The following is a 24,868-nucleotide window of genomic DNA, read 5'->3' on the forward strand; positions in this document are numbered from 1 at the left end:
GGAATTTACCTTCCTCTTGTCGTATTATACAAGGTCAGACTGATTTAGGGGAACTAAGGGGGATTTTAAGTTATGAAGCAACTAGTCGTTTTAGGTGGCGGATATGGCGGAATGCGAATTTGTGAACGCTTCAAGGATGAAGAGGTCGCCGTGACGCTTGTCGATCGATTGCCGTATCACGCACTAAAGACCGAGTATTACGCTCTTGCAGCAGGTACATTATCCGATCGTGATGTCCGGATTGAATTTCCGGAGGGGAAACATCTCACATATAAATATGGACATGTCGTTAACATTTCGCCAGAGACGAATTTTGTGTTCTTGCAAGACGGGACAGAACTTTTTTATGACGATCTCATCATCGCATTAGGTTGCGAAGATAAATACCATAACATACCGGGTGCTCAAGAGTTTACTTATAGCATTCAGACACTCGAAGAGTCACGCAAAACGCATCAAGCGATTTGTGGACTGTCGCCAGGCGCGACGGTCTCGATTGTCGGTGCCGGTCTCTCGGGTGTTGAACTGGCAAGTGAACTCCACGAAAGTCGTAAGGACTTGAAGATTCGTTTATTCGATCGTGGTCCATCTGTCCTATCGTTTTTATCTGATAAAGTATCCTCTTACGTTCAGGAATGGTTCGAGGAGCATGACGTCGATGTCATCAACAATTCGAACGTCACCCTCGTCACAGCAGATGATGTCCGCAACGGTGAGGACGTCTATCCGACGAACTTAACGATTTGGACAGCCGGAACGCAACCCGTCAAAGTTGTCCGTGACCTCGGATTTGAAGCAGATAGCGGCGGACGGATTAAATTAGCGGAGCATCATCACGTTCCGGAATACGATAACTTATTCGTCATCGGTGATTGCGCGAGCCTCCCGTACGCACCAAGCGGACAGCTCGCAGAGCATCAAGCAGATCAAGTCGTTGATGTCCTTGAAGCGAAATGGGCCGGAAAAAAACTTCCGAAATTACCGGAAATCAAATTACGCGGCATGCTCGGGTCACTTGGGAAATCAGACGGATTCGGAATCGTCATGGGTAAACAGGCCCTGACGGGAAAAGTGCCACGCCTTCTAAAATCAGGTGTTTTATGGAAACATAAAAAGATTAAATAAACGCAAAATCCCCAAAGTCCATTTAGGCGCTTTGGGGATTTTAGGCTGTATACACCACTTATCTAGAGTAAAGAGGCTTACATGCCTCTGCTTTCTCCTCACCTTTTCTTACACCGGCCTAAAAAGCTTTTCATTTCGTTGACTCCTGCGGGAAAAAGCGCGTTTTTTCGCGCTGCCGAGAGGCAGGCAAGACCCTGCTCGTTGTCCGCCAGGATCAAGGAGCAACGGCTTGCGCCTCGCCCGAGGAAAGCAACGAAGAAGAAACAAGCTTTGATCACCCCATACCACCTTGTCTACACGCTGAAACCCCCAAAGTCCGCTTAGGTACTTTGGGGATTTTTAAACGTCAATGAAGTTTACTGCGCAGCCTGATTCAATTTCAGATCAATCGCACGCGTGACTTTTTTCAGTTGAACATACCCTTCGTCAATCATTTCGCCATCGAGTAAGACGAGTGGGTAAAAATATTCGTCGTCTTTTAAAGCATCCACCCACACGTCACTCGGTGTCGCCTTCTCAAAATCGACGTAAACAAATGTTAACTCCGTTTCATATTTCCGTCCAAGTACAGCCTGTAACCAGCTGAACGTCTCTTCCGAACTCGGTGCCCCGACACAGCTCGGACACGTCACAGCTGCCCCATATACCTTGATTTCCATCAGATATCCCCCTTCTTCCGTTTACTCTTTCTCAGTATACAAGTTTTCCAGATTGAGAACATTTTTCAACCCTGTTACAATGAATTTATAAGAAAGGATGTGTTTACGCATGGAAATGTTTGATCAAGTGAATGAAGTCCTCGAAAAATTGCGTCCGTTCCTTCTTCGTGATGGAGGAGACGTTGAGCTCGTAGATGTTGAAGATGGTATCGTTAAACTTCGTTTGATGGGAGCTTGCGGCAGTTGCCCAAGTTCGACAATCACATTAAAGGCTGGTATCGAACGTGCCCTGCTTGAAGAAGTAGCTGGCGTCGTTGAAGTAGAACAAGTCTTCTAATTCGAAAAAACCCCCGATGACATCCGTCGTCGGGGGTTTTTTATGGTTATAAAATCCACTCGGCAAGCGAATCGACCATGTACGTCGGCTGAACATCCTGCCCTTGAATAAAGACAGGCGTATGGACACCCGAGTTGACATGCATCGTCCGAATCCCACCATTGATTCCGAATAAGATATCCGTATGGTAGTTGTCACCAACCATGATGACATCTTCCTTCGCAAGACCAATCATTTCAGCAGCGATGTTGACCATGACCGGTTCCGGTTTTCCGATGTAGAACGGCTCTTTTTCTGTCGTCACGCGTAAAACCGAAGTCAAGGCACCGTTTCCTGGTAAGAAGCCGCGTTCTGTCGGAATTGCGATATCGCCGTTCGTCGAGATGAATCGTGCTCCTGCCCGAATCGCCAGTGCACCGATCGCTAACTTCTCATACGTGATTTGACGATCGAGTCCGATGACGACGTAATCCGCATGCTCATCGGCAACGACTTGAAGTCCTTGTTGTTCTAAGGCATCGAGCAACCCGTGTTCACCGATCGCATAGACGTTTGCACCTGGGTCGAGTTCTGCGATGTAGCGACCTGTCGCCATCGCACTCGTTAAGACATGTCCTGCATCGGAATGAACGCCCATGCCGCGTAGTTTTTCAGCGACTGCCTCTGCTGTCATCGATGCATTGTTCGTGACGAACAGGTACGGCACGCCTTCTGCTTGCAAGCGATTGACAAAATCAACGGCTTCTTGAACAGGTTCTGTTCCGTTATACATTGTGCCATCTAAATCGAATAAATAACCTTTCGCTTTCATCCTGACTCACTCCTCGTTTGGTAAAAATGCCGAGACGGGTCCGAGTTCTGTCTCTAAGTATTGACGGACCGCGGACGGAAATCGACAAAGCTCTATTTCTTCTTCGCTCAAGACCGTCCGGACTTCTGCTGTACTCGACTTCGTAAACTCACGGACGATCGGTGTCCGCAGTGCGACGATTCGTTTTAAGCTCGTCGCGAGTTCTGCGTCAATCACCCGCTCGTCTTCTAAAATCAATACGATATCTTCATAACTTCCCGGATCACGCATGATGAAACCATCAATCATACTATTTCCGATATCAATGATACTTTCGATGACTAAAAACCCGATCCGTTCCAACGCTAAAGCTGTCGTCACCGCATCCCCCGTTAACTCTTTGCTTTGACGAAGCGCTGTCTCGAAACAAATCACCGTTTGTTCAATCTTTTCCCGATTAACGAAATACATCTAGCATTCCCCCTCACATCTTCCATTTTAGACCTATCGGCGGTCCATGAAAAGCAGAAACGCCATTTGCATCACATTCCTCAATGTGTTATCCTAAATTTAGATTTTTACCCAAAATAGTATGTCACATTAAGTGACTTGGAGGTTATTTATACATGGAACGGGAACTTGCATTAGAAATCGTCCGCGCAACAGAGGCTGCTGCCCTCGCATCTGCAAAATGGATTGGTCGCGGGAAAAAGAACGAGGCAGATGATGCCGCAACGACAGCGATGCGTGAAGTCTTGAATACGGTCAATATGACAGGAACAGTCGTCATCGGAGAAGGTGAACTCGATGAAGCACCAATGCTGTTCATCGGCGAACAACTCGGCACGACAAATGGTCCGATCGTCGACATCGCAGTCGATCCGCTCGAAGGCACGAACATCGTCGCAAAAGGACTCGGTAACGCCATGGTCGTCATCGCTGTCGCAGACCAAGGCGCACTCTTGCATGCTCCTGATATGTACATGGATAAATTAACGGTCGGTCCGAACTTAAAAGGACATGTCTCGCTCGACGATCCACTCGAAGTCATCATTGAAAAGGCAGCTGAACTGAACAATAAACGGATTGAAGACGTGACGGTCATCATGCAAGACCGCCCCCGTCACGACCACTTCCGTGAAGCCGCTATGCGGATGGGCGCCCGCGTCCGGTTATTCGAGGACGGCGATGTTTCTGCCGGAATCGCCCCCCTTTCACCGGCAACAGGCATCGACATCTTCATCGGAACGGGCGGTGCACCGGAAGGCGTCATCACCGCTGCTGCTGTAAAAGCAATGGGTGGCGACATGCAGGCACGCTTACACCCGATGGATGACGAAGAGACAGCCCGTGTCATTCGGATGGGACTTGCTGATCCGTTACAATTGTTGACGCTCGACGACTTAATCAAGAGCGACGATTGTATCTTCGCGGCGACAGGTGTCACGACCGGTGAAATGCTCGACGGGGTCAAGTTCATCACGGACGATATCGTAGAGACGACGTCGCTCGTCATGCGCTCAAAAACACGGACCATCCGTAAAGTCATCGCGGAACACAGTCTGTCGCGCAAACCGTACTTGCAAAATGTTCCCCAAACCCTTTAATCTGAAAAGAGACTAGGAAATGAGGGACTTTACACGTCATGATGGAAGAACGCGATTTTTTATATGATGATGTCGAACAAACGAAAACACGGTTTATTTGCTGGATTGGTGAAACGAGCCGGTTCGATTTAGCAATCACGCACTCGGAACATTTTTTCGGAAAGATTTTAGTGCTGAATTTACTCTCGAACCGCTTCGCAATCATCGGTGCCGATGATTTTGACGAACCGGGTTATATCGCTCATGCCTTCGACCTCGAAGAAGACGCAGCTGATGAACTCGAACGGTATTTAAGTGAATACATTGGTCTCACATGAAAAAAAGCAGCTCCATCCGTAAAGGATGGAGCTGCTTTTTAAGCATTTTAGAGGAGGCGATCATTGCGTTCATTCAGTGTATTCGGTCCACTGAACACATTCGTATTGTCTGAATCATCATGAGCTTTACGCTCTGAATGCTGATCTGCCTCGTCCCCGACGAGCAAGACGAATTGATGGTCTTCGACTGCTTTGTTTGCACGGTCGACATCTTCTTTACTTAAGCCACTCGCTTGCAACACATCTGTATGCGTCGTCGAAGCAGCTTCTTTCTTTTTGAAGATCCCTTTGATCTCATGCCATAAGTTCATATGCTCTTCTTGCGACAGCTTCGTTGACGTCTGGTGATTATGCAAATCTGCCATGTCTTCGATTTGATCTAAATCATAGCGGTCATGGGCAACGACTTTTAAGTCCGTTGAAATGACTCCGGCGACACGCAAATCATGAACAGCACTAACGATTTCTGGCACAGTTTTATAAATCCCGACGATTCTCATGGATGGTTCCCCCTATAGGTACGTGATACTTATAGTAATAGCCGAAATCAGCCCATCAGAAACGCTTTTAAATATGTCTTTTTGATTACTATGCTTCTTCAGTCGGAGAAAATTTACGTTTAAGCTTCAACGTATTGGCCGAAGATCCGTCGAAGCGAGGTGGTGCTTCTTCTCCTTCTACCGGCTCCATCCGCTTGACGATGAAATAAGCACAGCCGAAATTACAGTATTCATATAAATAATCCGCAACATGCGAAATCTTCGTATCAAACGTCGCCTTGATGTGATCGTCATTATAGAAGCCACGTAGTCGAAGTTGACCGTGCCCCCAATCTCCGACGATGTAATCATATTTTTCGAGGACATCACTGAATCGTCCGATGAAAGCTTCCTCATTGAAACCTTCACGCTTTTCTTCGACGATTTCATATCGTTCGCGATTGACTTGTATCATTTTTCCACCCCCTGCTCCTATTATCATAGCATATTCATTTCTGAAAACGAATCTCCGCGCAGACGAAAAACCGTCCCAGTCGGCTACTGAGACAGTTTCATTTACTCAATCGATTGGTAAAGCAGCTTTATTCTTTTTCGCTGCGTTGACTTGTTCATCCGCATGATAAGAAGAGCGGACGAGTGGACCGGCTTCACAGTGTGAGAAGCCTTTGCCAAGCGCAATTTGTTTTAATTCAGCAAATTCTTGTGGTGTATAGTATTTGATGACATCCAGGTGTTTTTTCGTCGGTTGAAGATACTGACCGATTGTCATGATATCGACGTCGTTCGCACGAAGATCATCCATCGTCTGTAAAATCTCTTCCCACGTTTCACCAAGTCCTAACATCAAACTTGATTTCGTCGGGATTTCAGGAGCAAGCTCTTTTGAACGGCGAAGGAATTCGAGTGTCCGGTCATACGTTGCTTTTGCACGGACCGTCGGTGTCAAGCGTCGAACCGTCTCGATGTTATGGTTCATGATGTCCGGTTTCGCTTCAATCAAGGTTTGGAGCGCATCAAAGTTTCCACCCATATCAGATGGCAAGACTTCAATCGATGTCTCCGGGTTCATCCGTCGTACTTCACGGACCGTTTCGGCGTAAACTCCTGCCCCGAAGTCATTCAGGTCGTCACGTGCTACTGCCGTGATGACTGCATGTTTCAAGTTCATCAGACGAACCGATTCTGCGACACGTGTCGGCTCTTCTAAATCGAGTTCATTCGGACGTCCTGTCGTCACAGCACAAAAACGGCATGCCCGTGTACAGATACTTCCAAGAATCATAAACGTCGCCGTCCGGCGAACGGCCCAGCACTCATGGATGTTCGGACACTTCGCTTCCTCACAGACAGTATGTAGCTTTTTTTCTCGCATCATACTCTTAAGCTCTGTGTAGGTCTCGTTCGTGTTCAACTTGATTTTTAGCCATTCTGGTTTCCGTTGAATCTCTCCTCTAGCCATAAATACACTTCCCCCTTCATCCCCAAAAAAAGTCATTTATTTTCTGTTTCAGTATACCAAACAATTATCGTTTAGGGGCATGCAATTCAGTGAATTCTGACTTCTCCGATAGCCGGTTAAATAGCAAATCTCGTAAAAGCTCCGGCATGAAATACTGTTTCGGCATGTCTTTGATTGCTGGGAAGAGAGGTCCAAACGTAAACATGTCTGGCATCGCGACCGTGTAGTGCGCCGACTCGTCCAGTGTGGCTAAAACGGAGTCACGTCCTGCGTAATGCATTTTCCCCATCAATTTCCCGCGAAACCCGAGTCCACGGACTTTTAACTGTTCAAACTGATTCGTTTCGACTTCTTCCATGAACGTCATCAGTTGCCGTCCTGTCATCGTGACATTACACGGATTGATGGGATGCGGACATAACCGGTGCAGGTCGAAGGAAGAGACAGGACCCGGAGATAGCGAACCGAGCAACATACCAGCCGGGACACAAGCAATATCTGCTTTACACCAGTCCTGCATCGTCTCTGCTAACAGTTGGGAGAACGGTGACGGACTAAACCAGTCATTCGCTAGACCTGATGTCCTGCCAATCGGTTGTTTCATCACTTTTTCAGCAGCATATTGTTCACGGTCGAGTAATCCGGAACTCGCTTCATCCGCCGCATAGTCGTGGAGCGGGTGCAAGACGGCTTCTTTTTCACCGGTATCCGTGTTGAGATAAATCTCACCTGCGTATTGACCGTGCTTACCGGCTTGAGCAATCAAGACACCATTCTTGACGACACCATCGTCTAAGACATGATGCGTATGGGCTCCGATGATTAAATCAAGCTCCGGGAACCGTTCTGCCAGTTCCTCATCCTGATAAAATCCAAGGTGACTCAAACAAATCAGGACGTCGACCTGTCCGCGAAGCGACTCGATTTCACGCGCTGCTGCTTCGAACGGGTCTTCGATTGTCCACCCGAGCAACTCATACAGTTCATAGTAAGGGGCCGTCAGACCAAAGACTCCGACGTTACCGGTCGGAAGTTCCTGAATCATGCCAGACTTCGCGAACGGTGCTGTCATATTCGAGACGAGTACAGGGAACGTCGCTTCTGTATAGAGTGCCGCAAGCCAGTCATGGGGAAACGTGATTCCTTCATTGTTTCCGATCGTCACGGCAGTCGGTGCTAACTCATTTAAGAGATGGGTATTGATTTTTCCTTGCGTCGCTTCCGTCGCCGGTGCGACACGGTCTGCATGATCCCCTAAATCAAAGACAAGGGAGTCGTACGTCCGGTGTTCCTTGATGAACGACATATAGCGAGGCCACATATCAAAGTGTGAATGAAGATCATTGTAATGGATGACGTGTAACTTCACGCTCAAAGCCTCCTCTAAAATTAAAACAACGAGATTTGCCGGGGAGCGAGTTCATAATCGAGATTAAGGATCTCAATCAGACGTTTCGCATTCGGCGCGGCATCGCCTGCTGAATTGTTATTAAAGAAAACATACACGTCTTTCGCTTGTCCTGCAAGCGTCCGGACATGTTCTGCTAATTCTTGTAATTCTTCTTCCGAGTACCGGTATAAACAACGGACCTTCCGCCAGTCGTCACTGCTTTGCCCCGGCTTTTTCAGCCAGCCGTTTTTGTTCCGACCATGCAAGCGGACGAACGCTGTTTCTTGCGTGACGACAGGAACAAACGGGACGGAACCGTCTTCTGTCTGCGGCTCATCACAAATCGTATGAATGAACTGATGCTCTGCTAAAAAACGAAGTGTCCGTTCCTGGTAGGCTTCCGAGTACCAGGACGGATTTCTGAATTCGATCGCAACCGGGAGTCCCGCAAGCGATTTACGAACAGTTTGCAAGTATTCAAGGTGAACTTTACTAACGTCGAACCAAGGTGGCAGTTGGACGAGAATCGCAGCAATCTTCCCGCTCTTTCGCATCGGCTCAATTGACGCGATATATTGTTCGAAAATCGGACCGAGCGGATCTTTGTTGTCCCGATCGTGCCCGCTCATCGCCCGGTGTACTTTGACGATGAAGCGAAAGGCGTCTGGTGTTTCTGCGACCCATTTTTGATAGTTCCGTTCCGGTTGAATCGCATAAAACGTCGAATCGACTTCGACTGCCGGAAAATGTCCCGCGTAGGCAGCCAGTTTTTCTTTTCGGTCTTGCGGTGTCGGATAGAGGCTATCATGATCCCCCCAACCGGTCACGCCGACATAAATCATCCGCTTATCCCTCCTTACGACAAAAAAGACCTATCGCTTTTTTTGACGCAGGCTTTTTTGCACTGTCTATTTTCTTATCATATCACAGCTAAATCGAAAACTTCTTCTCGAAGATTGTCGTCAGCGTGTTCGTTCGTATCGAAGGACAACACAGCCGGAAGAAGCAAAGTGCCGTTGTTCGACGAGGCGTAAAGAAAGTGATTGATCGAGTCGTCCAAACATCCGTTTTCCGCCTCCGAGCAGGACAGGATAGACGACAACATGGTATTCATCAATCAAGTCACGTTGCATGAATTGTGCAGCAAGATTTGCGCCACCGACGGATATCCGTTTGCCGGGCATCCCCCGTAAACGTTCGACTTCTTCTTCAATCGTCCCTGTTGCAAGCCGGGCATGCCCATCGACGTGCGTCAATGTCCGGGAGAAGACAATCTTCTCGATTCCTGTCCAAATCAGTGCATAGTCACGAATTTCTGCAACTTCTTCCGTGTCGCTTACGTTCGACCAAAACGGATGCATCATTTCATATAATTTCCGTCCATAGAAATGTGTATCAAACTGTTTTTCGTAGTCATTGAAGTAACGATGGAGTTCCTTGTCAGGTGTAAAGGGGAGTAAGCCTTGCCCATCTTCGAGATAGCCGTCAAGCGATACTTGAAATGAGTAGACGATCGGTCGCATCGGTCATCCTTCCTTTCGAGAGAACTGTTTCTTACTCTCTACCCGTTGTCGGAAAGAACAATCAACAATATAAGACCGTATGCCAGACGGATTGTCCGCTCGAATAAGGAGCAATGGCTTTCCCCTCGCCCGAGGAACGCAACGGAAAAGGAAGAAGCTTATTCTTGTCCACCCCTGCTTTGCCTAAAAAAGTACGAGACCAGATTTTGATCTAAACGAAATCACGCGCCTCACCCGATTCCTAAAGGAAAACGGATAAAGCGCGTGATGAGTGTAAAATTCTTTTTCGGAGTTAGATTATCCGATCGAACCTTCCATCTCGAACTTGATGAGACGGTTCATTTCGACCGCATATTCCATCGGCAATTCTTTTGTGAATGGCTCGATGAAGCCCATGACGATCATTTCTGTTGCTTCTTCTTGTGAAATCCCACGGCTCATGAGGTAGAACAATTGTTCTTCCGAGACCTTCGATACTTTCGCTTCGTGTTCAAGCGAGATGTTATCGTTGAGGATTTCGTTGTACGGAATCGTATCCGATGTCGATTGGTTATCCATGATGAGTGTGTCACATTCGATGTTCGAACGCGCTCCGGTCGCTTTACGGCCGAAGTGGACGATTCCGCGATACGTGACTTTCCCGCCGTGTTTAGAAATCGATTTCGAGACGATCGTTGACGACGTGTTTGGCGCAAGGTGGATCATTTTCGCACCCGCGTCCTGGTGTTGCCCTTTACCCGCGATGGCAATTGATAATGTCATCCCACGTGATCCTTCACCTTTTAAGATGACGGCTGGGTATTTCATCGTCAATTTCGAACCGATGTTACCATCGACCCATTCCATCGTCGCGCCGGCTTCACAGATCGCACGTTTCGTCACGAGGTTGTAGACGTTGTTTGCCCAGTTTTGGATTGTCGTGTAACGGCAATACGCGTTTTTGTTGATGAAGATCTCAACGACCGCCGAGTGAAGCGAGTTCGTTGTGTAGACCGGTGCCGTACATCCTTCGACGTAGTGCACAGATGCTTCTTCGTCAACGATGATGAGCGTCCGCTCAAATTGACCCATGTTTTCCGAGTTGATGCGGAAGTAGGCTTGAAGCGGCGTATCCATCTTGACGCCTTTTGGTACATAAATGAACGATCCACCCGACCAAACCGCTGTGTTAAGGGCAGCGAATTTGTTATCTGTCGGCGGAATCAATTTACCGAAGTACTCACGGAACAAGTCTTCGTTCTCTTTGAGTGCTGTATCTGTATCTTTGAAGACGATCCCTTGATCTTCAAGTTCACTCTTCATGTTGTGGTAAACGACTTCTGATTCGTACTGTGCCGAAACACCTGCCAAGTACTTTTGTTCTGCTTCCGGAATACCGAGTTTATCAAACGTACGTTTGATTTCTTCCGGTACTTCATCCCATGATTTTTCAGCACGTTCCGATGGCTTCACGTAATACGTGATGTCGTCAAAACGAAGATCTGATAAATCGCCACCCCAAGCTGGCATCGCTTGTTCGTTAAAAATCTTAAGCGATTTCAAACGGAAGTCGAGCATCCATTGTGGTTCTTCTTTCATTTTCGAGATCGTTTCGACGACTTCTGTCGTCAAGCCACGTCCAGAACGGAAGATCGAGATATCGCGATCGTGGAAACCATATTTATAATCGCCAATTTCAGGCATGTTCTTAGCCATGTTCATTTCCTCCTCTTACTTACTGACCGAAGTTACTTGCCTTCTTCCACGCCACGTTCGAGCGCTTTCCAAGCAAGTGTCGCACACTTGATACGTGCTGGGAATTTTGTCACACCGGAAAGTGCTTCTGCGTCCCCAAGATCAAACTTCTCATCATCATAGTCTTTCCCTTGAACCATCTCAGAAAAGATTTCTGCGAGTTGTAATGCTTCTTCGACCGTTTTTCCTTTGACGATCTGTGTCATCATCGACGCGGACGCCATACTGATGGAACACCCTTCGCCGTCAAACTTCGCATCTTGGACGATATCGTCTTCGATCGCGAGCTGTAAGCGAATCGTGTCTCCACACGTCGGGTTGTTCATATCAATCGTCACGCCTCCCTCGATCGCACCGCGATTACGAGGAGTTTTATAATGATCCATGATCACTTGACGGTACAAGTGATCGAGATTGTTAAAATCCATGACTGAAATACTCCTTCGTTTGACGAAGTCCTGTCACTAAGGCATCGACTTCTTCTTGCGTGTTATACAAGTAGAAGCTTGCTCGTGCCGTTGAACTGGCACCGAGCCAACGCATCAGTGGTTGTGCACAGTGATGACCGGCGCGGACTGCGACGCCTTGCATGTCGAGTACCGTCGCGACATCATGTGCATGGACATCGCCGAGATTGAATGTGACGAGACCGACACGTTCTTCTGGACCATAAATCGTTAATCCATCGATTTCACGCATCTGTGCCATCGCATACCGCGCGAGTTCACGTTCATGGGCTTCGATGTTCTCTAGACCGATTTCTTCTAGAAAATCAATCGCTGCCGACAGACCGACTGCTCCCGCAATGATGGGTGTACCAGCTTCAAAACGGTACGGTGATGGTTTGAACGTCGATTCTTCAAGTCCGACGTAATCAATCATCTCGCCTCCGAATTCGACCGGTTCCATCGCATTCAGTAATGCTTTTTTACCATATAAGACGCCGATTCCTGTTGGTCCACACATTTTATGGGCAGAGAACGCCAGGAAATCACAGTCGAGATCGACGACGTCAATTTTTTGATGCGGTGCACTTTGCGCTGCATCGACGACCATGACGGCACCGACGGCATGCGCGAGTTGCGCCACTTCTTTGATTGGATTGATCGTACCGAGGACGTTCGAGACATGTGCCATCGCAACGACTTTCGTCCGATCGGAAATTTGTGCTTTGACAGCTTCAATCGTCACGCGACCATCAGCTGTCAAATCGACATATTTCAATTTCGCTTTTTTCTTTTTCGCGACTTGTTGCCACGGAATGAGATTCGCATGGTGCTCAAGATAGGTGACGACGATCTCGTCGCCTTCTTGCACATGCTCCATTCCGTAACTGGACGCGACGATATTAATCGCCGTCGTCGTCCCACGGGTAAAGATAATTTCTTCATGGTGTTGCGCCTTGATGAAACGACGTACGTTCTCACGCGCACCTTCGTACGCATCCGTCGCTCGTGTTCCGAGCGTATGGACGCCACGGTGCACATTCGAATGAACCGTCTTGTAGTAGTTGTCGATCGCTTCGATGACGACGAGCGGCTTTTGTGACGAAGCCGCACTATCTAAATAGACGAGTTTCCGGTCATTAACCTGTTGGTCAAGAATCGGAAACTGATTGCGGATGGATGCATCGATTCCCATATTAGTTTACTTTCCCTTCAATCACTTGAACGAGACGTTCCTTGACGGAGTCAATCGCAAGCTCAGAGACGACAGGTTGTAAGAAACCGTGAACGACAAGGCGTTCTGCTTCTTTACGTGACAACCCACGGCTCATCAAGTAGTAAAGTTGAAGTTCGTCGACACGGCCGACAGATGCCGCGTGTCCTGCCATGACATCATCTTCATCGATCAAGAGGATCGGGTTTGCGTCACCACGTGCCTTTTCAGACAACATGAGCACACGTTCCGTTTGGACTCCGTTTGATTTCGACGCACCATGGTGAATCATTGACGTTCCGTTGAAGATCGACGTCGCAGAATCTTTTTGGACACCGTGAATCAAGATGAATCCTTCAGATCCTTTACCGAAATGATCCGTCCGGACGTTGAAGTTTTGTTTTTGATCGCCACGACCGACAGTAACGGCTTTCGTATCTGAGAACGAATCGTTCCCGACGAGATGCGTTTTCGTTTCTGTGATCGTATGTCCGTCATTCATGTGACCGAGTGCCCATTCGAGCTTCGCACCTTGTTTGACGACACCACGGCGGTTCATATACGTGACAGCACCTTTCGCAAGCGTATCAACGCCTCCGAAAAGAACTTTTGCATTCGCTTCGACGAACACTTCCGTCACGACGTTGACGTTATGTGCTTCTTCACCGTAAGAGACGAAGCTTTCGATATACGTCAATTCGCTGTCTTGATCGGCAACGATGATTGCGTGGTGGTAAAGTGCGCCGCCTGCTTGTTCGAGCGTATAGATTGCTTGCATCGGTACCGTCAGCTTAACGCCTTTAGGTACGTACAAGAATGTTCCGCCGTTCATGAGTGCTGCGTTGAGTGCTGCGAGACGGTCTTCATTGACGTTAACGCCTTCTGTCATGAAATACTTCTCAACGAGTTCCGGATGATGCTTCATCGCATCCTCAAGCGTCGTGAAGATGACACCGTTCGTTGCTTCACTGTTTTGCGCATGGACAAGTTGTCCGTTACGCGTGATCAACATATGGTCACGGTTTTCACCGATTAATGTTTCGATATCCGGCGTGAGACCTGTTGCCGTCTCAAGATCTGCTGTGCCTTCTGTGAAGTTCCAGCCACCGATTTTAATTTTTTCTACTTTTGGCAATGCGAGCGTTGGGGCAAGATCAAGTGCATCTTGGCGCTTAGAAATCATCCAAGCGGGCTCCCCTAAGCGAGTCGCACGTTCTGCCACTGCCTCGCGATTTACGGCAAGATTCAGTTCTACAGTCATCATGCTTCCTCCCTCGTCTTACGCTTTTGTTTCGATTTCGACTTCTTCGATGCCGAGTTCTTTTTTAACCCAGTCATATCCTTCTGCTTCAAGACGGTGTGCAAGTTCTTTTCCGCCAGACATGACAATTTTTCCACCCATCATGATGTGGATGAAATCAGGCTCGATGTAGTTCAAGAGACGCTGATAGTGCGTGATGATGAGGCAACCGAACTCAGGTGAACGCATTTCGTTAACACCTTTTGCAACGACTTTAAGTGCATCGATATCAAGACCTGAATCGATTTCGTCGAGGATTGCGATTGCTGGTTTCAGCATCGTCATTTGAAGAATTTCGTTCCGTTTTTTCTCTCCGCCTGAGAAACCTTCGTTGAGGTAACGGTGTGCCATTTCGCCTGGCATTTCAAGAAGTCCCATTTGTGCGTCAAGTTGACGGATGAACTTCATGAGTGAAATTTCATCGCCTTCTTCGCGACGTGAGTTGATTGCTGAACGAAGGAAGTCAGAGTTCGTAACACCGCTGATTTCGCTTGGGTATTGCATGGCGAGGAACATTCCTGCTTGCGCACGTTCGTTAACTTCCATCTCAAGAACATCTTCTCCGTCGAGTGTGACTGATCCAGATGTTACTTCATACGTTGGGTGACCCATCAATGCAGACGCGAGTGTTGATTTACCTGTCCCGTTTGGTCCCATGACCGCGTGGATTTCGCCGCCTTTGATTTCTAAGTTAACGCCTTTCAAGATTTCTTTGCCGTCGATTGCGACGTGTAGATCTTCAATCTTCAAGTGTGAAGCCTTCATGTAGAATCCCTCCATCTATTCATTTCGTGTCTGACGATTCAGTTCACGAGAGTTACTAATTTAGTATCATTCTAATCTTAATGAATCATACCACATTATTCAAGCGTCATCGCTCATGGTTTTTTCTCAAAATGAAGCCTTTTAGTGAGAATGACTTTAAAGTGATACAACTTCTTTCTCTTCTTCCACCTTCGATCGTCTGTGAACCCGCTGTGACAGTAAGAGCAGTGGTATTCCGAGTAATGTCAAGAGGGCTAAGCAACCAAAAATCGGCAACGGACGATCGGCGCCAAAATAAAAAAGTAATTGTCCGCCGATGACCGGTCCGATTGACTGACCAATCGATGTTAAGCCCATCGCTCCAAAATAACTGCCCCGTAATTCCGGTTTCGCAAAACTATCGGTCAAGATATCCGTCATCGTGAACATCATCACTTCCCCGCACGTGAAGATGAACATCGCACCGATCATCAACCAGACCGTTCCGGCATTCCCCATGACGAATAAACCGAACGCGACGGTCGCAATCCCGACCGTAATCGAGACGAGCGGCGACGTCTTCATTCCGAACTTCATGATCGGGTACTGGACGACTAATACGGTCACGGCATTAATCGTGATCAATAAAGCAAACAAACTAGTCCCACCGGACAGTAACGTCGTCGTCGTCAAAAATTGCGGCAACGTCGAGTTGAACTGACTGTAGCCGAGAATCCCGAAGATGATACCGGCGAGGGCAAACGTGAAAGCAACGTCCGTTTTCAACAGTTGAACGGTTGCGCCGAACGAAACTTTTTTCCCGCCGTGACTCTCTGTGATCGGATACCGCTGAAACAGGATAAAAATCGCAATCCCGTACGCGAGATAAACAAAGGCTGTTATATAGAAGGTAATCGCTGTATTGCCGGCACTGAGCAATAACGCAATCCCCGGCCCGATCGCAGCCGCGACATTGATCATGGCATAACGGATGTTGAAGACGAACAGTCGATTTTTTTCATCCGTCGTGTCACTGATCAGGGCACGGGCGGATGGTTCAAAAATGGAGCGAAACACGCCGTTCAAGGCACTCAAGGTAAAGAACGCCCAAAACGTCTCGACCTGTGCCAAGGCGATGAAGACGAAAACGAAGCCGAGTGTTCCGGTCAGCATCATCGTCCGACGCCCGTAACGGTCAGACAAGGTCCCGCCGATGAAACTCATGACAAGACTCGAGACGGCTGAAATACTGAGGACCCAGCCGACATCGACCGGGCTGAACTTCAGCACCGTCGATAAATAAATCGCAAAGAATGGCATCGTGATGAACGTCCCGAGCCGTGAGAAAAATGTTCCGAGCAGGACGCCGATCGTCAGCGGATGTAACTGTCGTAAACGGTGCACCTAGAATCCCCCTTCAACTAAAAAAATAATGCATTCTTCCATTATATAGGAAGAATGCATCATTCGAGTGAATTATTTGCTGACCGGAACGACGGCCCCTTTATATTCTTTCGTAATCCAATCCTGTGTCTTTTTCTCGTGTAAGATATCGAGCAATGCCGTCACACGCTCGTCTTTTTCATCACCTTCACGCGTGACGATGATGTTGACGTATGGTGAAGACTCATCTTCAAGGGCAATCGTGTCTTCTAACGGGTTCAAACCGTTATCAATCGCGTAGTTCGTGTTGATGAGGACAGCATCGCCTTCATTGTTTTTGTACGCTTGCGGCAAGAGTGACGCTTCGATATTCGTTTTGAACTCAATGTTCTTCGGGTTTTCCGCGATATCGCTAAGCTGAGCATCTGTCGTCTTACCGTCTTTCAACTTAATTAAGCCTTCGTTTTGGAGGAACGTCAAGACACGTCCACGCTCCGCGACGTTTGAGCTCGTCAAGATCGTTGCACCTTTCGGTAACTCGTCAAGCGACTTATATTTTTTTGAGTAGACACCGAGCGGTTCAACGTGGACGCCGCCTGCATTTTCAAATTTATAAGATTTGTTCTCTTTTTCCTGTTGCTCAAGGTACGGAACGTGTTGGAAATAGTTTGCATCGATTTCTTTTTCAGCGAGTGCCTTGTTCGGCAACACATAATCTTGGAACTTTTTGATTTCGAGTTTGTAGCCTTTTGCTTCATACTCTTTTTGAACGTGCTCTAGGATTTCAGCATGGGGAACGTTTGAAGCACCGATGACAAGTGTCTTCGCGTCGTCTCCTGACGACTCTTCCCCGCATGCTGCAAGACTGACTGCTAAGACGGATACTGCTGCTGTACCGACGAATTTTTTCCAAAGTTTCATGAATAATTCCTCCCAAGTTAACTAAAATAGTATTATCGTTTATCGATTGCTTTTACGAGCAGGTCACCAATAATTTGAATGATGAAGACGATGACGAGAATCAACAATGTCGCGATGGCGATGACATCGTTTTGAGAACGCTGGAAACCTTCGATATATGCCATGTCCCCGAGTCCGCCTCCTCCGACTACTCCGGCCATTGCCGTGTAACCGACGAGCGCGACGAGCGTGACGGTGATACCGGAGACGATCGCTGGTAGTGCTTCCGGAATCAACACTTTATAAATGATTTGGAACTTCGTTGCCCCCATCGATTCCGCTGCTTCGATGACACCTTTGTCGACTTCACGCAGTGCCAGTTCGACCATCCGCCCGTAAAACGGTGCCGCCCCAAGAATCAGTGCCGGAAGTGCCGCTGTTGGTCCTAAGAACGATCCGACGATGATGAGCGTCACTGGAATCAATAAAATCAACAATATAATAAACGGAATCGAACGGAAGATGTTGACTAAAAAGCTGAGCACGGAATACAGTGCCCGGTTCTTAAACAATAAGTCTTCATTCGTCGCATACAACAACAGACCAATGATTAAACCGAGTATGAAAGTCGCTAGACCCGCGACGGCTGTCATATAAACGGTACTGCCGGTCGCCGTCCAGACCATTTCCCAATCGAGGTCGTTAAAGAATGTCGTCATCGGTGATCCACCTCCACTTCCACGTCACTCGATTGAAGTTTCGCGATGACCGCTTGTGTTTCATGTGCCGCACCAATCAGTTGGATGAACAACGTTCCGAGTGCACCGTCTTGCGTCTGTCCGACGTTCCCGCCGATGATATTAAATAATAAGGTCGAATCTTTCATGACTTCTGCCAGGATCGGACTTTCTGCTGTCGAACCGACGAATGTCAGCTGGACGATTTTCCCTGTCGGATAGCGCTCACGAAGTTTCGCGAACGTCAACTCGTTTTCTGTAGACGACGTCAGTTGTTTGACGAATTCTTTTGTCATCGCTTGTTTCGGATGCCGGAAGACTTCTGAAACAGGACCCTGTTCGACGATTTTTCCGGCCTCCATGACGGCGACCCGGTGACAGATTTTTTGAATGACGTGCATCTCGTGTGTGATCAAGACGATCGTCAGTTTTAGTTTTTTATTGATGTCGACGAGTAACTCTAAGATCGAGTCCGTCGTTTTCGGATCAAGGGCGCTTGTCGCCTCGTCACATAATAAGACGTCCGGGTTTGATGCCAGTGCGCGGGCAATCCCGACGCGTTGTTTTTGTCCACCGGATAGTTGTGACGGATAAGCGCCTTCGCGGCCGTCGAGTCCGACGAGTTGAATCAGTTCGGCGACGCGTTCTTTCCGGCGTGCTCTCGGATATCCGCCGAGTTCGAGCGGGAACATGATATTTTCTTCGACTGTCCGTGACCAGAGCAAGTTAAAGTGCTGAAAGACCATCGAGACATTTTTCCGGACGCCGCGTAATTCTTTCGGTCGTAACGTCGTCATCTCGACACCGTCAATTTGAATCGAACCGCTTGTCGGTGCTTCTAACATGTTCAGCAGGCGAATCAAGGTTGACTTCCCTGCACCGGAATAACCAATTATTCCGAAAATTTCGCCGCGCTCAATCGTGAGATCGACGTTTGCGACAGCTTCGACTTCGCCGCGCTTCGAGCGATAAATCTTTCCTACATCCTGTAAACGAATCACTACTGTCCCTCCTAAACATAAAAAAAGTGCGCACGTTTTAGAGCAAACGCGCGCACTTTCAGTACACAAAACCATTTGCTCTCATCTTGCAGACGTTCGTCTGCTGGAATTAGCACCACTTCGGAAATAAATTCCGCGGTTGCCGGGTTTCATCGGGCCAGTCCCTCCACCACTCTTGATAAGAGTTATCGGTATTTAGTTGTTTTTAATATATTTTGAATATTAGCAGGGGTTATTTTGCTTGTCAAACAGTTTTTTCAGAAACTTTTTCGAGCAAACTGAAAGCATGCGTTAAATCTTCTTTCAAATCCTCTGCATCTTCAAGTCCGACCGAGATCCGGACGAGACCATCCGTGATGCCGAGTTCCGCCCGACGTTCTGCTGGAATCGATGCATGTGTCATCCGTGCCGGAACGGAAATCAAACTTTCGACCGCCCCTAAGCTTTCAGCAAGCGTGAAGAAGTGTGATGCTTCCACAAGTTTCTCTGCATTTGCAGCTGAACCGACATCAAAGCTGATCATCCCGCCGAAACCAGTCGCTTGTTTTTGCTGGATCGCATGACCGGGATGCGATGCAAGTCCCGGGTAGAAGATGTTCGAGACGACGTCTTGCGCTTGCAGGAAGCTGACAAGTTCATGTGCTGTCTCTTCGATCGCTTCCATCCGGATACCGAGCGTCCGTAATCCACGGACAAGCAAGAAGCTGTCTTGCGGTCCGAGAATTCCACCCGTCGAGTTTTGGATGAAGTGGAGTTCTTCGCCGAGCGTATCATCGTTGACGACGACAAGCCCTGCGACGACGTCCGAATGGCCGCCGATGTATTTCGTTGCACTATGCAGCACGATATCTGCCCCAAGCGCGATTGGTTGTTGCAAGTATGGTGTCGCGAACGTGTTGTCGACGACGAGCTTCAAGTCGTGACGACGCGTGATGGCTGCGATCGCTTCGATGTCCGTCACTTTTAATAACGGGTTCGTCGGTGTCTCGACGTAGAGCATCTTCGTGTTGTCCTGAATCGCCGCTTCCGTCGCGCTGAGATCCGTCGTATCGACGAATGTCACTTCGATGTTGAACTTCGGTAGGACACGTTGCATCAAGCGGAACGTTCCGCCGTAGACGTCGTCCGTCATGACGATGTGGTCGCCAGACTGAAGCAGATTGAAGACAGCATGGATCGCCGCCATTCCTGATCCGAACGCGAATCCACGGACGCCTCCTTCAAGATCGGCAATCAATCGTTCGATGCTCGTCCGCGTCGGGTTTGCTGTGCGCGAGTACTCATACCCGTCTTTTAATTGACCGATTTTTTCTTGCTTATATGTGCTCGTTTGATAGATTGGCGGTGTAACGGCACCCGTTGCCTTGTCTACACCCGTTCCTCCGTGAATCAACGTTGTTTTTTTACGCATGTGTCTCGTCCACCTTTTCAAAGATTTGTTGGCTCAAATACCGTTCTGCACTGTCTGCGAAGACGGTGACAATCGTACTTCCCGGATGGCGCTGGGCGATATCGAGCGCCGCGGCGAGTGCCGCTCCTGCTGAACTGCCGACGAGTAACCCTTCACGTGCCGCCAGTTCATGGACCTTCGTAAAAGCATCCGAATCAGAAATCGTATGAATTTCATCAACTAAATCACGAGAAACGAGACTCGGCCATTTGGCTGTCCCGATTCCTTCTGTTTTATGCGGTCCGGCTGGCCCTCCGTTGAGGACGGAGCCTTCCGGTTCGACGATTGCCCCTTTTGTCCCGAAGCGTTCTTTTAAGAAAGCCGTCGTTCCGGCAAACGTCCCACCTGATCCGCATCCGGCGACGAACCAGTCGATGTGACTAAGTTCCGCCACAAGCTCCGGACCAAGTGTCCGCTGATAGGTGACCGAATTTTCTTCGTTTTCGAATTGGAGTGGCACATAACTGTTCGGAATCGTTTGTCCGAGTTCCTTTGCCTTATCGATTGCGCCCTGCATATCGAGTTCAGTCGGCGTGTTGACGACAGTCGCGCCGAGTGCCCGCATCAACGTCTGTTTCTCTTGACTGAACTTTTCCGGGACGACACAAATGACTTGTAAGTCATATTTTTTAGCGGCGAGCGCCAAACCGATGCCGGTGTTGCCGGCAGTCGGTTCGATGATCGTTCCGCCTGGTGTCACGTACCCCTGTTCGATTGCGGCATCAACGAGTTGGATACCGAGGCGGTCTTTGACGCTGCCCCCAGGGTTCATCCATTCGAGCTTCGCCAAAATCCGCGTACCAGCAGGCAAATCGAATGAAGTAATCTCGTACAGTGGCGTATTTCCGACGAGGTCGCGGACTGACTTCGCGATCATCCGAAGACGATGTCCCATTCGTCGCGACCGGCAAGCATTTTCTCGGCATAGTGCTTCGCTCCTTTAAGGTCGTGTGCGCTCGCAAACCCACATTGCGTTTCGTTTTGTGCCGGAATCACTTCAGCCGCTAAGACGTCGTTCAGTGTCTTCTCGACCAGTTCGCTCATTTTTTCGACTGAGTCAAAGTTCATCATCGCCATGTAGAAACCAGTTTGGCAGCCCATTGGCGAAACATCGATGACGTCGTCCGAATAGTTGCGGATATTTTCAGCAAGTAAATGTTCGAGTGTGTGCATCGCACGCATCGGCATTTGCTCGACGTTCGGTTGTGTGAAACGAATATCATATTTGACGACTTGGTCGACTTTACCGTCTTTATAGCCTGCTACACGAATATATGGTGCTTTGACTTTCGTATGGTCCAAGTTAAAGCTTTCTACGTTCATTTTTTTGATTGTCATGATTTATTCCCCCATTTTCTCGGCTTCTACGAGCCAGACGAAGTGATTGTATTGTGTGAATGTCACGTCAAATCCGCGTGACGTAAAAATCTGTTCCATGACTGGAATCAGTGGATAAAATTCGCGTTCTAAATCTTCTGCAAGGTTGTCAAACCCTTGATTTCTGGCTTCCTCAATCGTTTCTAGACGTGCTGCCTCAGAAACGAACATCGTATCGGCATAGACGATTTTTCCGTCTGCCGGTAAAATCGCTGCCATCAAATCGACGGCCTGTCCTTTTTCTTCATCCGTCAAATGATGAAACGCATAAGTCGAGACAAAACTTTTTGCCTCTGCTGCTTCAAACGATAAGAAATGACCATCTTGAACAGCCAGCGTCGGAATTTTATTGATTAAGATGTCGCGCATTTCCGGACTTGGTTCAATCGCCAGTACCTGCTCATGACGCGCAAGCAAACGTTGCGTCAAGTTGCCTGTTCCTGCGCCAAATTCGGCAACGGGTGACATCGCTTTTTCAGCGACCGTCTCTAATATTTCGTCATAACGGCGAAAGACTTCTTTGTACTCCGGATCTTGCCCCGTTACTGTGTCGTCGTAAGATGACGCCCACTCTGTAAATACATCCATGAAACGTACTGTCATGCCTTTTCGTCCTCCGCATCCCGCTTTTAATTCCGACTAATCGGATATGAATTAAAGTATTTTTCCTTAATCGCATTGTAGCAGGGACAATTCTGATTAGCAAGGCGACAGCTTCAAAATCTTTCGGAAACAAAAAAAAGGCGTTGCCGGAGAACCGACAACACGAATAATGTGGTTAGAAATGCAACGAAGGAAAACCCAGCTCTGATGCGAACTTCTTCGTTCGTCACATCAGAGGACGGCGCCCTTTCGAACTATAAAAGCAAGATGTCACAGTAGTCAGATCGACCATTCGAATCCACCATCTCTTTTTTGAACCGCTTCGTCTTTGGGGGACGACTTAAGGGGAAACTGAAAAAAAGATTTAGGATGTCATTGAATGGTTCTAAATACGAGAAACATCAGGTTCTATACCTCTGCCAGACTTCCTATAAAAGCATTTCTAGAAGTTGATATGAATATACCATTCATAAATTGTCATTGTCAATGAATTATTGTAAATATTCCGACAATTTAACATAAAGAAAAATCATCCTATGATTTTTCTTGTTATTCTGCACAAAACGCAAATACATTTTGGACGTTTTGGAACGCATATAACCGCTCTACGACTTGATGATCCTTTACTTTGAGTAATGCCGGCACACTCATGACTTGCGCCTGCTCTAAAAATTCAGGAATGAAATTTCCATTCGCTTTTTGGATCCATTCCTCGTCTTTCGTCGCTTCGACGATGTCGAGCATCCGACTGGCGATGGCACATGTACCGCACATCGGTGCATAGACATACAACAACCCGTTTGCCGGTACTTCTGTTACTTCCTTCATCTTGACCCCTCCTGTTATCCAGTGCTTCTGAAGCCAGTATACAAAAAAAAGGACAGCGATGAAACGAAATCGTTTCATCCCTGTCCGCCTTACCTTAAGTATTACTCGTTAATCATTGATTTGTATGCCGTAGCATCCATCAATGCTTCAACTTGCGACTCATCTTCTAGCTCGATATCAACCATCCATGCACCTTCAAATGGTGATTCGTTAACGAGTTCTGGGGAATCGGAGAGTGATTCATTGATTGCAACGACTTTCCCTGAAATCGGTGCGTACAACTCTGAAACCGTCTTGACCGATTCAACCGAACCGAATGGCTCGTTGATTGAGATCGTATCTCCGACTTCTGGAAGCTCAACGAACACGATATCACCGAGTTCGTGCTGTGCGAAATCCGTGATTCCGATTCGTGCTTTGTTGCCTGTTACTTCGACCCATTCATGCTCTTCCGAATACCGTAGATTGTCTTTGACTTGACTCATTTGCGATTCCCCCTGTGTTCTATAGTGGACTAACGGTTTTAGTATACCAAATTCAATCGGCTTCTTAATACCATTTTCCTTGATACATCTCTTCTTTAAATCCAAGTGTGACATCTGTCCCGTCCGTGACGATTGGACGTTTCAACAGCATGCCGTCACTTGCGAGCAAAGCATACTGCTCTTCTTCCGACAAGTCGGGTAAACGATCTTTCAGACCAGCCGCACGATAGGATTGACCACTCGTGTTAAAGAATTTTTTCAGCGGTTCGCCACTTTTTTGATGGAGTTCGCGAATCGTCGCGGCACTTGGTGTCTCGTCGACGATGTGTTTGTAATCGACTTCGACGCCGTTGTTTTCAAGCGCCTTCTTCGCTTTGACACATGTACTGCACTTTGGATAGCCATACATCGTTACCATGTTTCATCACCTCACCTTTAAGACTAGCAGATAGATCAGTGTTCCTTCAAGCGCGCGAGTGCCGCATCAATTTGATCTTGATGATGGTGATCGTGGGCGATGAACGACGCGACGAACTCACGGGGACAAAAGCGCCCTTCATACGTCTGTTCATACTGCGCGTCCGTCAACCGTCCGAGTTGCGTCACGAGTTCGCTTCGAACCGCGATTGCTTTTTTCAGTAACGTCAGTGCGTCGACATGATGCGCATATTCGACCGCTAACCGGTTGAACTCATCAAAGTCCGTCTCGACTAACGTCAGTCGATCGTCAGGGAGCTTCGCGACGGCATGATCGAGGTAATACCGGTCCCACAGGAACAAATGGCCGACACACTCCTGTACCGTCCATTTATCGATTGCGAGCGGCGACTGCCACTCTTCATCCGATAAACGCTCGAGCGATTTGTAGTAGTCGACTGCAAACTGAAGTTCTTTTACATCTTCACGCATCGCTATTCCCTCCTCAAAAAAATTCGCCTTTACAGAGATTTTCCCTGCAAA

30 protein-coding genes and 1 riboswitch are annotated in these 24,868 nt (G+C 48.0%); of the genes, 4 read left to right on the top strand and 26 right to left on the bottom strand.

Translation table 11 applies throughout. From position 1 onward, the window contains the following. Positions 1-72: 72 nt before the first annotated feature. Complete coding sequence (locus KNP88_RS03810; RefSeq protein WP_214892339.1) at positions 73-1,125, top strand: NAD(P)/FAD-dependent oxidoreductase; 1,053 nt, start codon at positions 73-75, stop codon at positions 1,123-1,125. 356 nt (positions 1,126-1,481) lie between these two features. Here the strand turns inward: KNP88_RS03810 and KNP88_RS03815 are convergent, their stop codons facing one another. Continuing rightward, on the bottom strand, positions 1,482-1,784 hold the full coding sequence (locus KNP88_RS03815; protein WP_214892341.1) for a DUF1462 family protein: 303 nt from the start codon (positions 1,782-1,784) through the stop codon (positions 1,482-1,484). 109 nt (positions 1,785-1,893) lie between these two features. On the opposite strand from KNP88_RS03815, the gene KNP88_RS03820 reads away from it, so the two are divergent. Then, a complete protein-coding gene (locus KNP88_RS03820; RefSeq protein ID WP_012371190.1) occupies positions 1,894-2,121 on the top strand; it encodes a NifU family protein in 228 nt (75 codons plus the stop codon). Positions 2,122-2,167: 46 nt separating this feature from the next. On the opposite strand, the gene KNP88_RS03825 is transcribed toward KNP88_RS03820, so the two are convergent. Both KNP88_RS03825 and KNP88_RS03830 read right to left on the bottom strand, forming a co-directional pair. Beyond that, positions 2,168-2,932 (bottom strand): TIGR01457 family HAD-type hydrolase, encoded by a 765-nt coding sequence (locus KNP88_RS03825; protein WP_088837688.1) that lies wholly within the window; start codon positions 2,930-2,932, stop codon positions 2,168-2,170. Between the two features lie 6 nt (positions 2,933-2,938). Then, positions 2,939-3,382 (bottom strand): DUF86 domain-containing protein, encoded by a 444-nt coding sequence (locus KNP88_RS03830; RefSeq protein WP_214892343.1) that lies wholly within the window; start codon positions 3,380-3,382, stop codon positions 2,939-2,941. A 155-nt stretch (positions 3,383-3,537) separates the two neighbouring features. On the opposite strand from KNP88_RS03830, the gene glpX reads away from it, so the two are divergent. Both glpX and KNP88_RS03840 read left to right on the top strand, forming a co-directional pair. Then, entirely contained in the window at positions 3,538-4,518 is a 981-nt protein-coding gene (gene glpX / locus KNP88_RS03835; protein ID WP_088837690.1) for a class II fructose-bisphosphatase, read from the top strand. Positions 4,519-4,556: 38 nt separating this feature from the next. Further along, positions 4,557-4,835: a DUF3055 domain-containing protein gene (locus KNP88_RS03840; protein ID WP_088837691.1), complete on the top strand. Its 279-nt coding sequence runs from the start codon at positions 4,557-4,559 to the stop codon at positions 4,833-4,835. Between the two features lie 47 nt (positions 4,836-4,882). On the opposite strand, the gene KNP88_RS03845 is transcribed toward KNP88_RS03840, so the two are convergent. The 23 genes from KNP88_RS03845 to KNP88_RS03955 all read right to left on the bottom strand — a co-directional run bounded on the left by KNP88_RS03845 (position 4,883) and on the right by KNP88_RS03955 (position 24,817). Beyond that, positions 4,883-5,335: a general stress protein gene (locus KNP88_RS03845; protein WP_088837692.1), complete on the bottom strand. Its 453-nt coding sequence runs from the start codon at positions 5,333-5,335 to the stop codon at positions 4,883-4,885. Positions 5,336-5,423: 88 nt separating this feature from the next. Further along, positions 5,424-5,789, bottom strand: a complete 366-nt coding sequence (locus KNP88_RS03850; protein ID WP_088837693.1) for a YutD family protein — start codon at positions 5,787-5,789, stop codon at positions 5,424-5,426. A gap of 105 nt (positions 5,790-5,894) precedes the next feature. Further along, entirely contained in the window at positions 5,895-6,794 is a 900-nt protein-coding gene (gene lipA, locus KNP88_RS03855; RefSeq protein ID WP_088837694.1) for a lipoyl synthase, read from the bottom strand. 64 nt (positions 6,795-6,858) lie between these two features. Next, on the bottom strand, positions 6,859-8,163 hold the full coding sequence (locus KNP88_RS03860) for a bifunctional metallophosphatase/5'-nucleotidase (protein WP_214892345.1): 1,305 nt from the start codon (positions 8,161-8,163) through the stop codon (positions 6,859-6,861). 20 nt (positions 8,164-8,183) lie between these two features. Then, a complete protein-coding gene (locus KNP88_RS03865) occupies positions 8,184-9,026 on the bottom strand; it encodes a DUF72 domain-containing protein (RefSeq protein ID WP_214892347.1) in 843 nt (280 codons plus the stop codon). Between the two features lie 120 nt (positions 9,027-9,146). Beyond that, a complete protein-coding gene (locus KNP88_RS03870; protein ID WP_214892349.1) occupies positions 9,147-9,707 on the bottom strand; it encodes a dihydrofolate reductase family protein in 561 nt (186 codons plus the stop codon). Between the two features lie 297 nt (positions 9,708-10,004). Next, positions 10,005-11,402: a Fe-S cluster assembly protein SufB gene (sufB, locus tag KNP88_RS03875; protein WP_028105809.1), complete on the bottom strand. Its 1,398-nt coding sequence runs from the start codon at positions 11,400-11,402 to the stop codon at positions 10,005-10,007. 32 nt (positions 11,403-11,434) lie between these two features. Then, positions 11,435-11,869, bottom strand: coding sequence for a Fe-S cluster assembly sulfur transfer protein SufU (gene sufU, locus KNP88_RS03880; protein ID WP_029331275.1), 435 nt, complete (start codon positions 11,867-11,869; stop codon positions 11,435-11,437). Then, positions 11,859-13,082 (bottom strand): cysteine desulfurase, encoded by a 1,224-nt coding sequence (locus KNP88_RS03885; protein ID WP_029331277.1) that lies wholly within the window; start codon positions 13,080-13,082, stop codon positions 11,859-11,861. Before KNP88_RS03885 ends, sufU begins: the two co-directional genes overlap by 11 nt. Before the next feature lies 1 nt (position 13,083). Next, entirely contained in the window at positions 13,084-14,361 is a 1,278-nt protein-coding gene (sufD, locus tag KNP88_RS03890) for a Fe-S cluster assembly protein SufD (RefSeq protein WP_088837698.1), read from the bottom strand. 18 nt (positions 14,362-14,379) lie between these two features. Then, positions 14,380-15,165: a Fe-S cluster assembly ATPase SufC gene (gene sufC / locus KNP88_RS03895; RefSeq protein WP_012371204.1), complete on the bottom strand. Its 786-nt coding sequence runs from the start codon at positions 15,163-15,165 to the stop codon at positions 14,380-14,382. A gap of 156 nt (positions 15,166-15,321) precedes the next feature. Beyond that, positions 15,322-16,548: an MDR family MFS transporter gene (locus KNP88_RS03900; protein WP_088837699.1), complete on the bottom strand. Its 1,227-nt coding sequence runs from the start codon at positions 16,546-16,548 to the stop codon at positions 15,322-15,324. Between the two features lie 72 nt (positions 16,549-16,620). Beyond that, the gene (locus KNP88_RS03905; protein WP_088837700.1) at positions 16,621-17,448 is read right to left on the bottom strand and encodes a MetQ/NlpA family ABC transporter substrate-binding protein; all 828 of its coding nucleotides are present in this window, start codon (positions 17,446-17,448) and stop codon (positions 16,621-16,623) included. Between the two features lie 32 nt (positions 17,449-17,480). Then, positions 17,481-18,146 carry a methionine ABC transporter permease gene (locus KNP88_RS03910; RefSeq protein WP_088837701.1) on the bottom strand — a complete coding sequence of 222 codons (666 nt, stop codon included), beginning with the start codon at positions 18,144-18,146 and terminating at the stop codon, positions 17,481-17,483. Further along, on the bottom strand, positions 18,143-19,165 hold the full coding sequence (locus KNP88_RS03915) for a methionine ABC transporter ATP-binding protein (protein WP_214892350.1): 1,023 nt from the start codon (positions 19,163-19,165) through the stop codon (positions 18,143-18,145). Before KNP88_RS03915 ends, KNP88_RS03910 begins: the two co-directional genes overlap by 4 nt. 78 nt (positions 19,166-19,243) lie before the next feature. After that, a riboswitch (SAM riboswitch) is annotated at positions 19,244-19,350 on the bottom strand. 59 nt (positions 19,351-19,409) lie between these two features. Then, a complete protein-coding gene (locus KNP88_RS03920; protein ID WP_214892352.1) occupies positions 19,410-20,576 on the bottom strand; it encodes a bifunctional cystathionine gamma-lyase/homocysteine desulfhydrase in 1,167 nt (388 codons plus the stop codon). Further along, positions 20,569-21,492 (bottom strand): PLP-dependent cysteine synthase family protein, encoded by a 924-nt coding sequence (locus tag KNP88_RS03925; RefSeq protein WP_214810671.1) that lies wholly within the window; start codon positions 21,490-21,492, stop codon positions 20,569-20,571. Before KNP88_RS03925 ends, KNP88_RS03920 begins: the two co-directional genes overlap by 8 nt. Continuing rightward, positions 21,489-21,953 (bottom strand): S-ribosylhomocysteine lyase, encoded by a 465-nt coding sequence (locus KNP88_RS03930; RefSeq protein ID WP_029331287.1) that lies wholly within the window; start codon positions 21,951-21,953, stop codon positions 21,489-21,491. Before KNP88_RS03930 ends, KNP88_RS03925 begins: the two co-directional genes overlap by 4 nt. 3 nt (positions 21,954-21,956) lie before the next feature. Then, the gene (locus tag KNP88_RS03935; protein ID WP_214892354.1) at positions 21,957-22,595 is read right to left on the bottom strand and encodes a class I SAM-dependent methyltransferase; all 639 of its coding nucleotides are present in this window, start codon (positions 22,593-22,595) and stop codon (positions 21,957-21,959) included. 549 nt (positions 22,596-23,144) lie between these two features. Continuing rightward, positions 23,145-23,423 (bottom strand): thioredoxin family protein, encoded by a 279-nt coding sequence (locus KNP88_RS03940; protein WP_029331290.1) that lies wholly within the window; start codon positions 23,421-23,423, stop codon positions 23,145-23,147. 101 nt (positions 23,424-23,524) lie between these two features. After that, entirely contained in the window at positions 23,525-23,908 is a 384-nt protein-coding gene (gene gcvH, locus KNP88_RS03945; RefSeq protein WP_214892356.1) for a glycine cleavage system protein GcvH, read from the bottom strand. 64 nt (positions 23,909-23,972) lie between these two features. Next, on the bottom strand, positions 23,973-24,326 hold the full coding sequence (locus KNP88_RS03950; RefSeq protein ID WP_088837707.1) for an arsenate reductase family protein: 354 nt from the start codon (positions 24,324-24,326) through the stop codon (positions 23,973-23,975). A gap of 35 nt (positions 24,327-24,361) precedes the next feature. Continuing rightward, complete coding sequence (locus KNP88_RS03955) at positions 24,362-24,817, bottom strand: DinB family protein (RefSeq protein ID WP_214804317.1); 456 nt, start codon at positions 24,815-24,817, stop codon at positions 24,362-24,364. Between the last annotated feature and the right edge of the window lie 51 nt (positions 24,818-24,868).

Origin of the sequence: Exiguobacterium sp. H66 (assembly GCF_018618705.1) — a bacterium.
In the GTDB taxonomy this organism is placed as follows: domain Bacteria; phylum Bacillota; class Bacilli; order Exiguobacteriales; family Exiguobacteriaceae; genus Exiguobacterium_A; species Exiguobacterium_A oxidotolerans.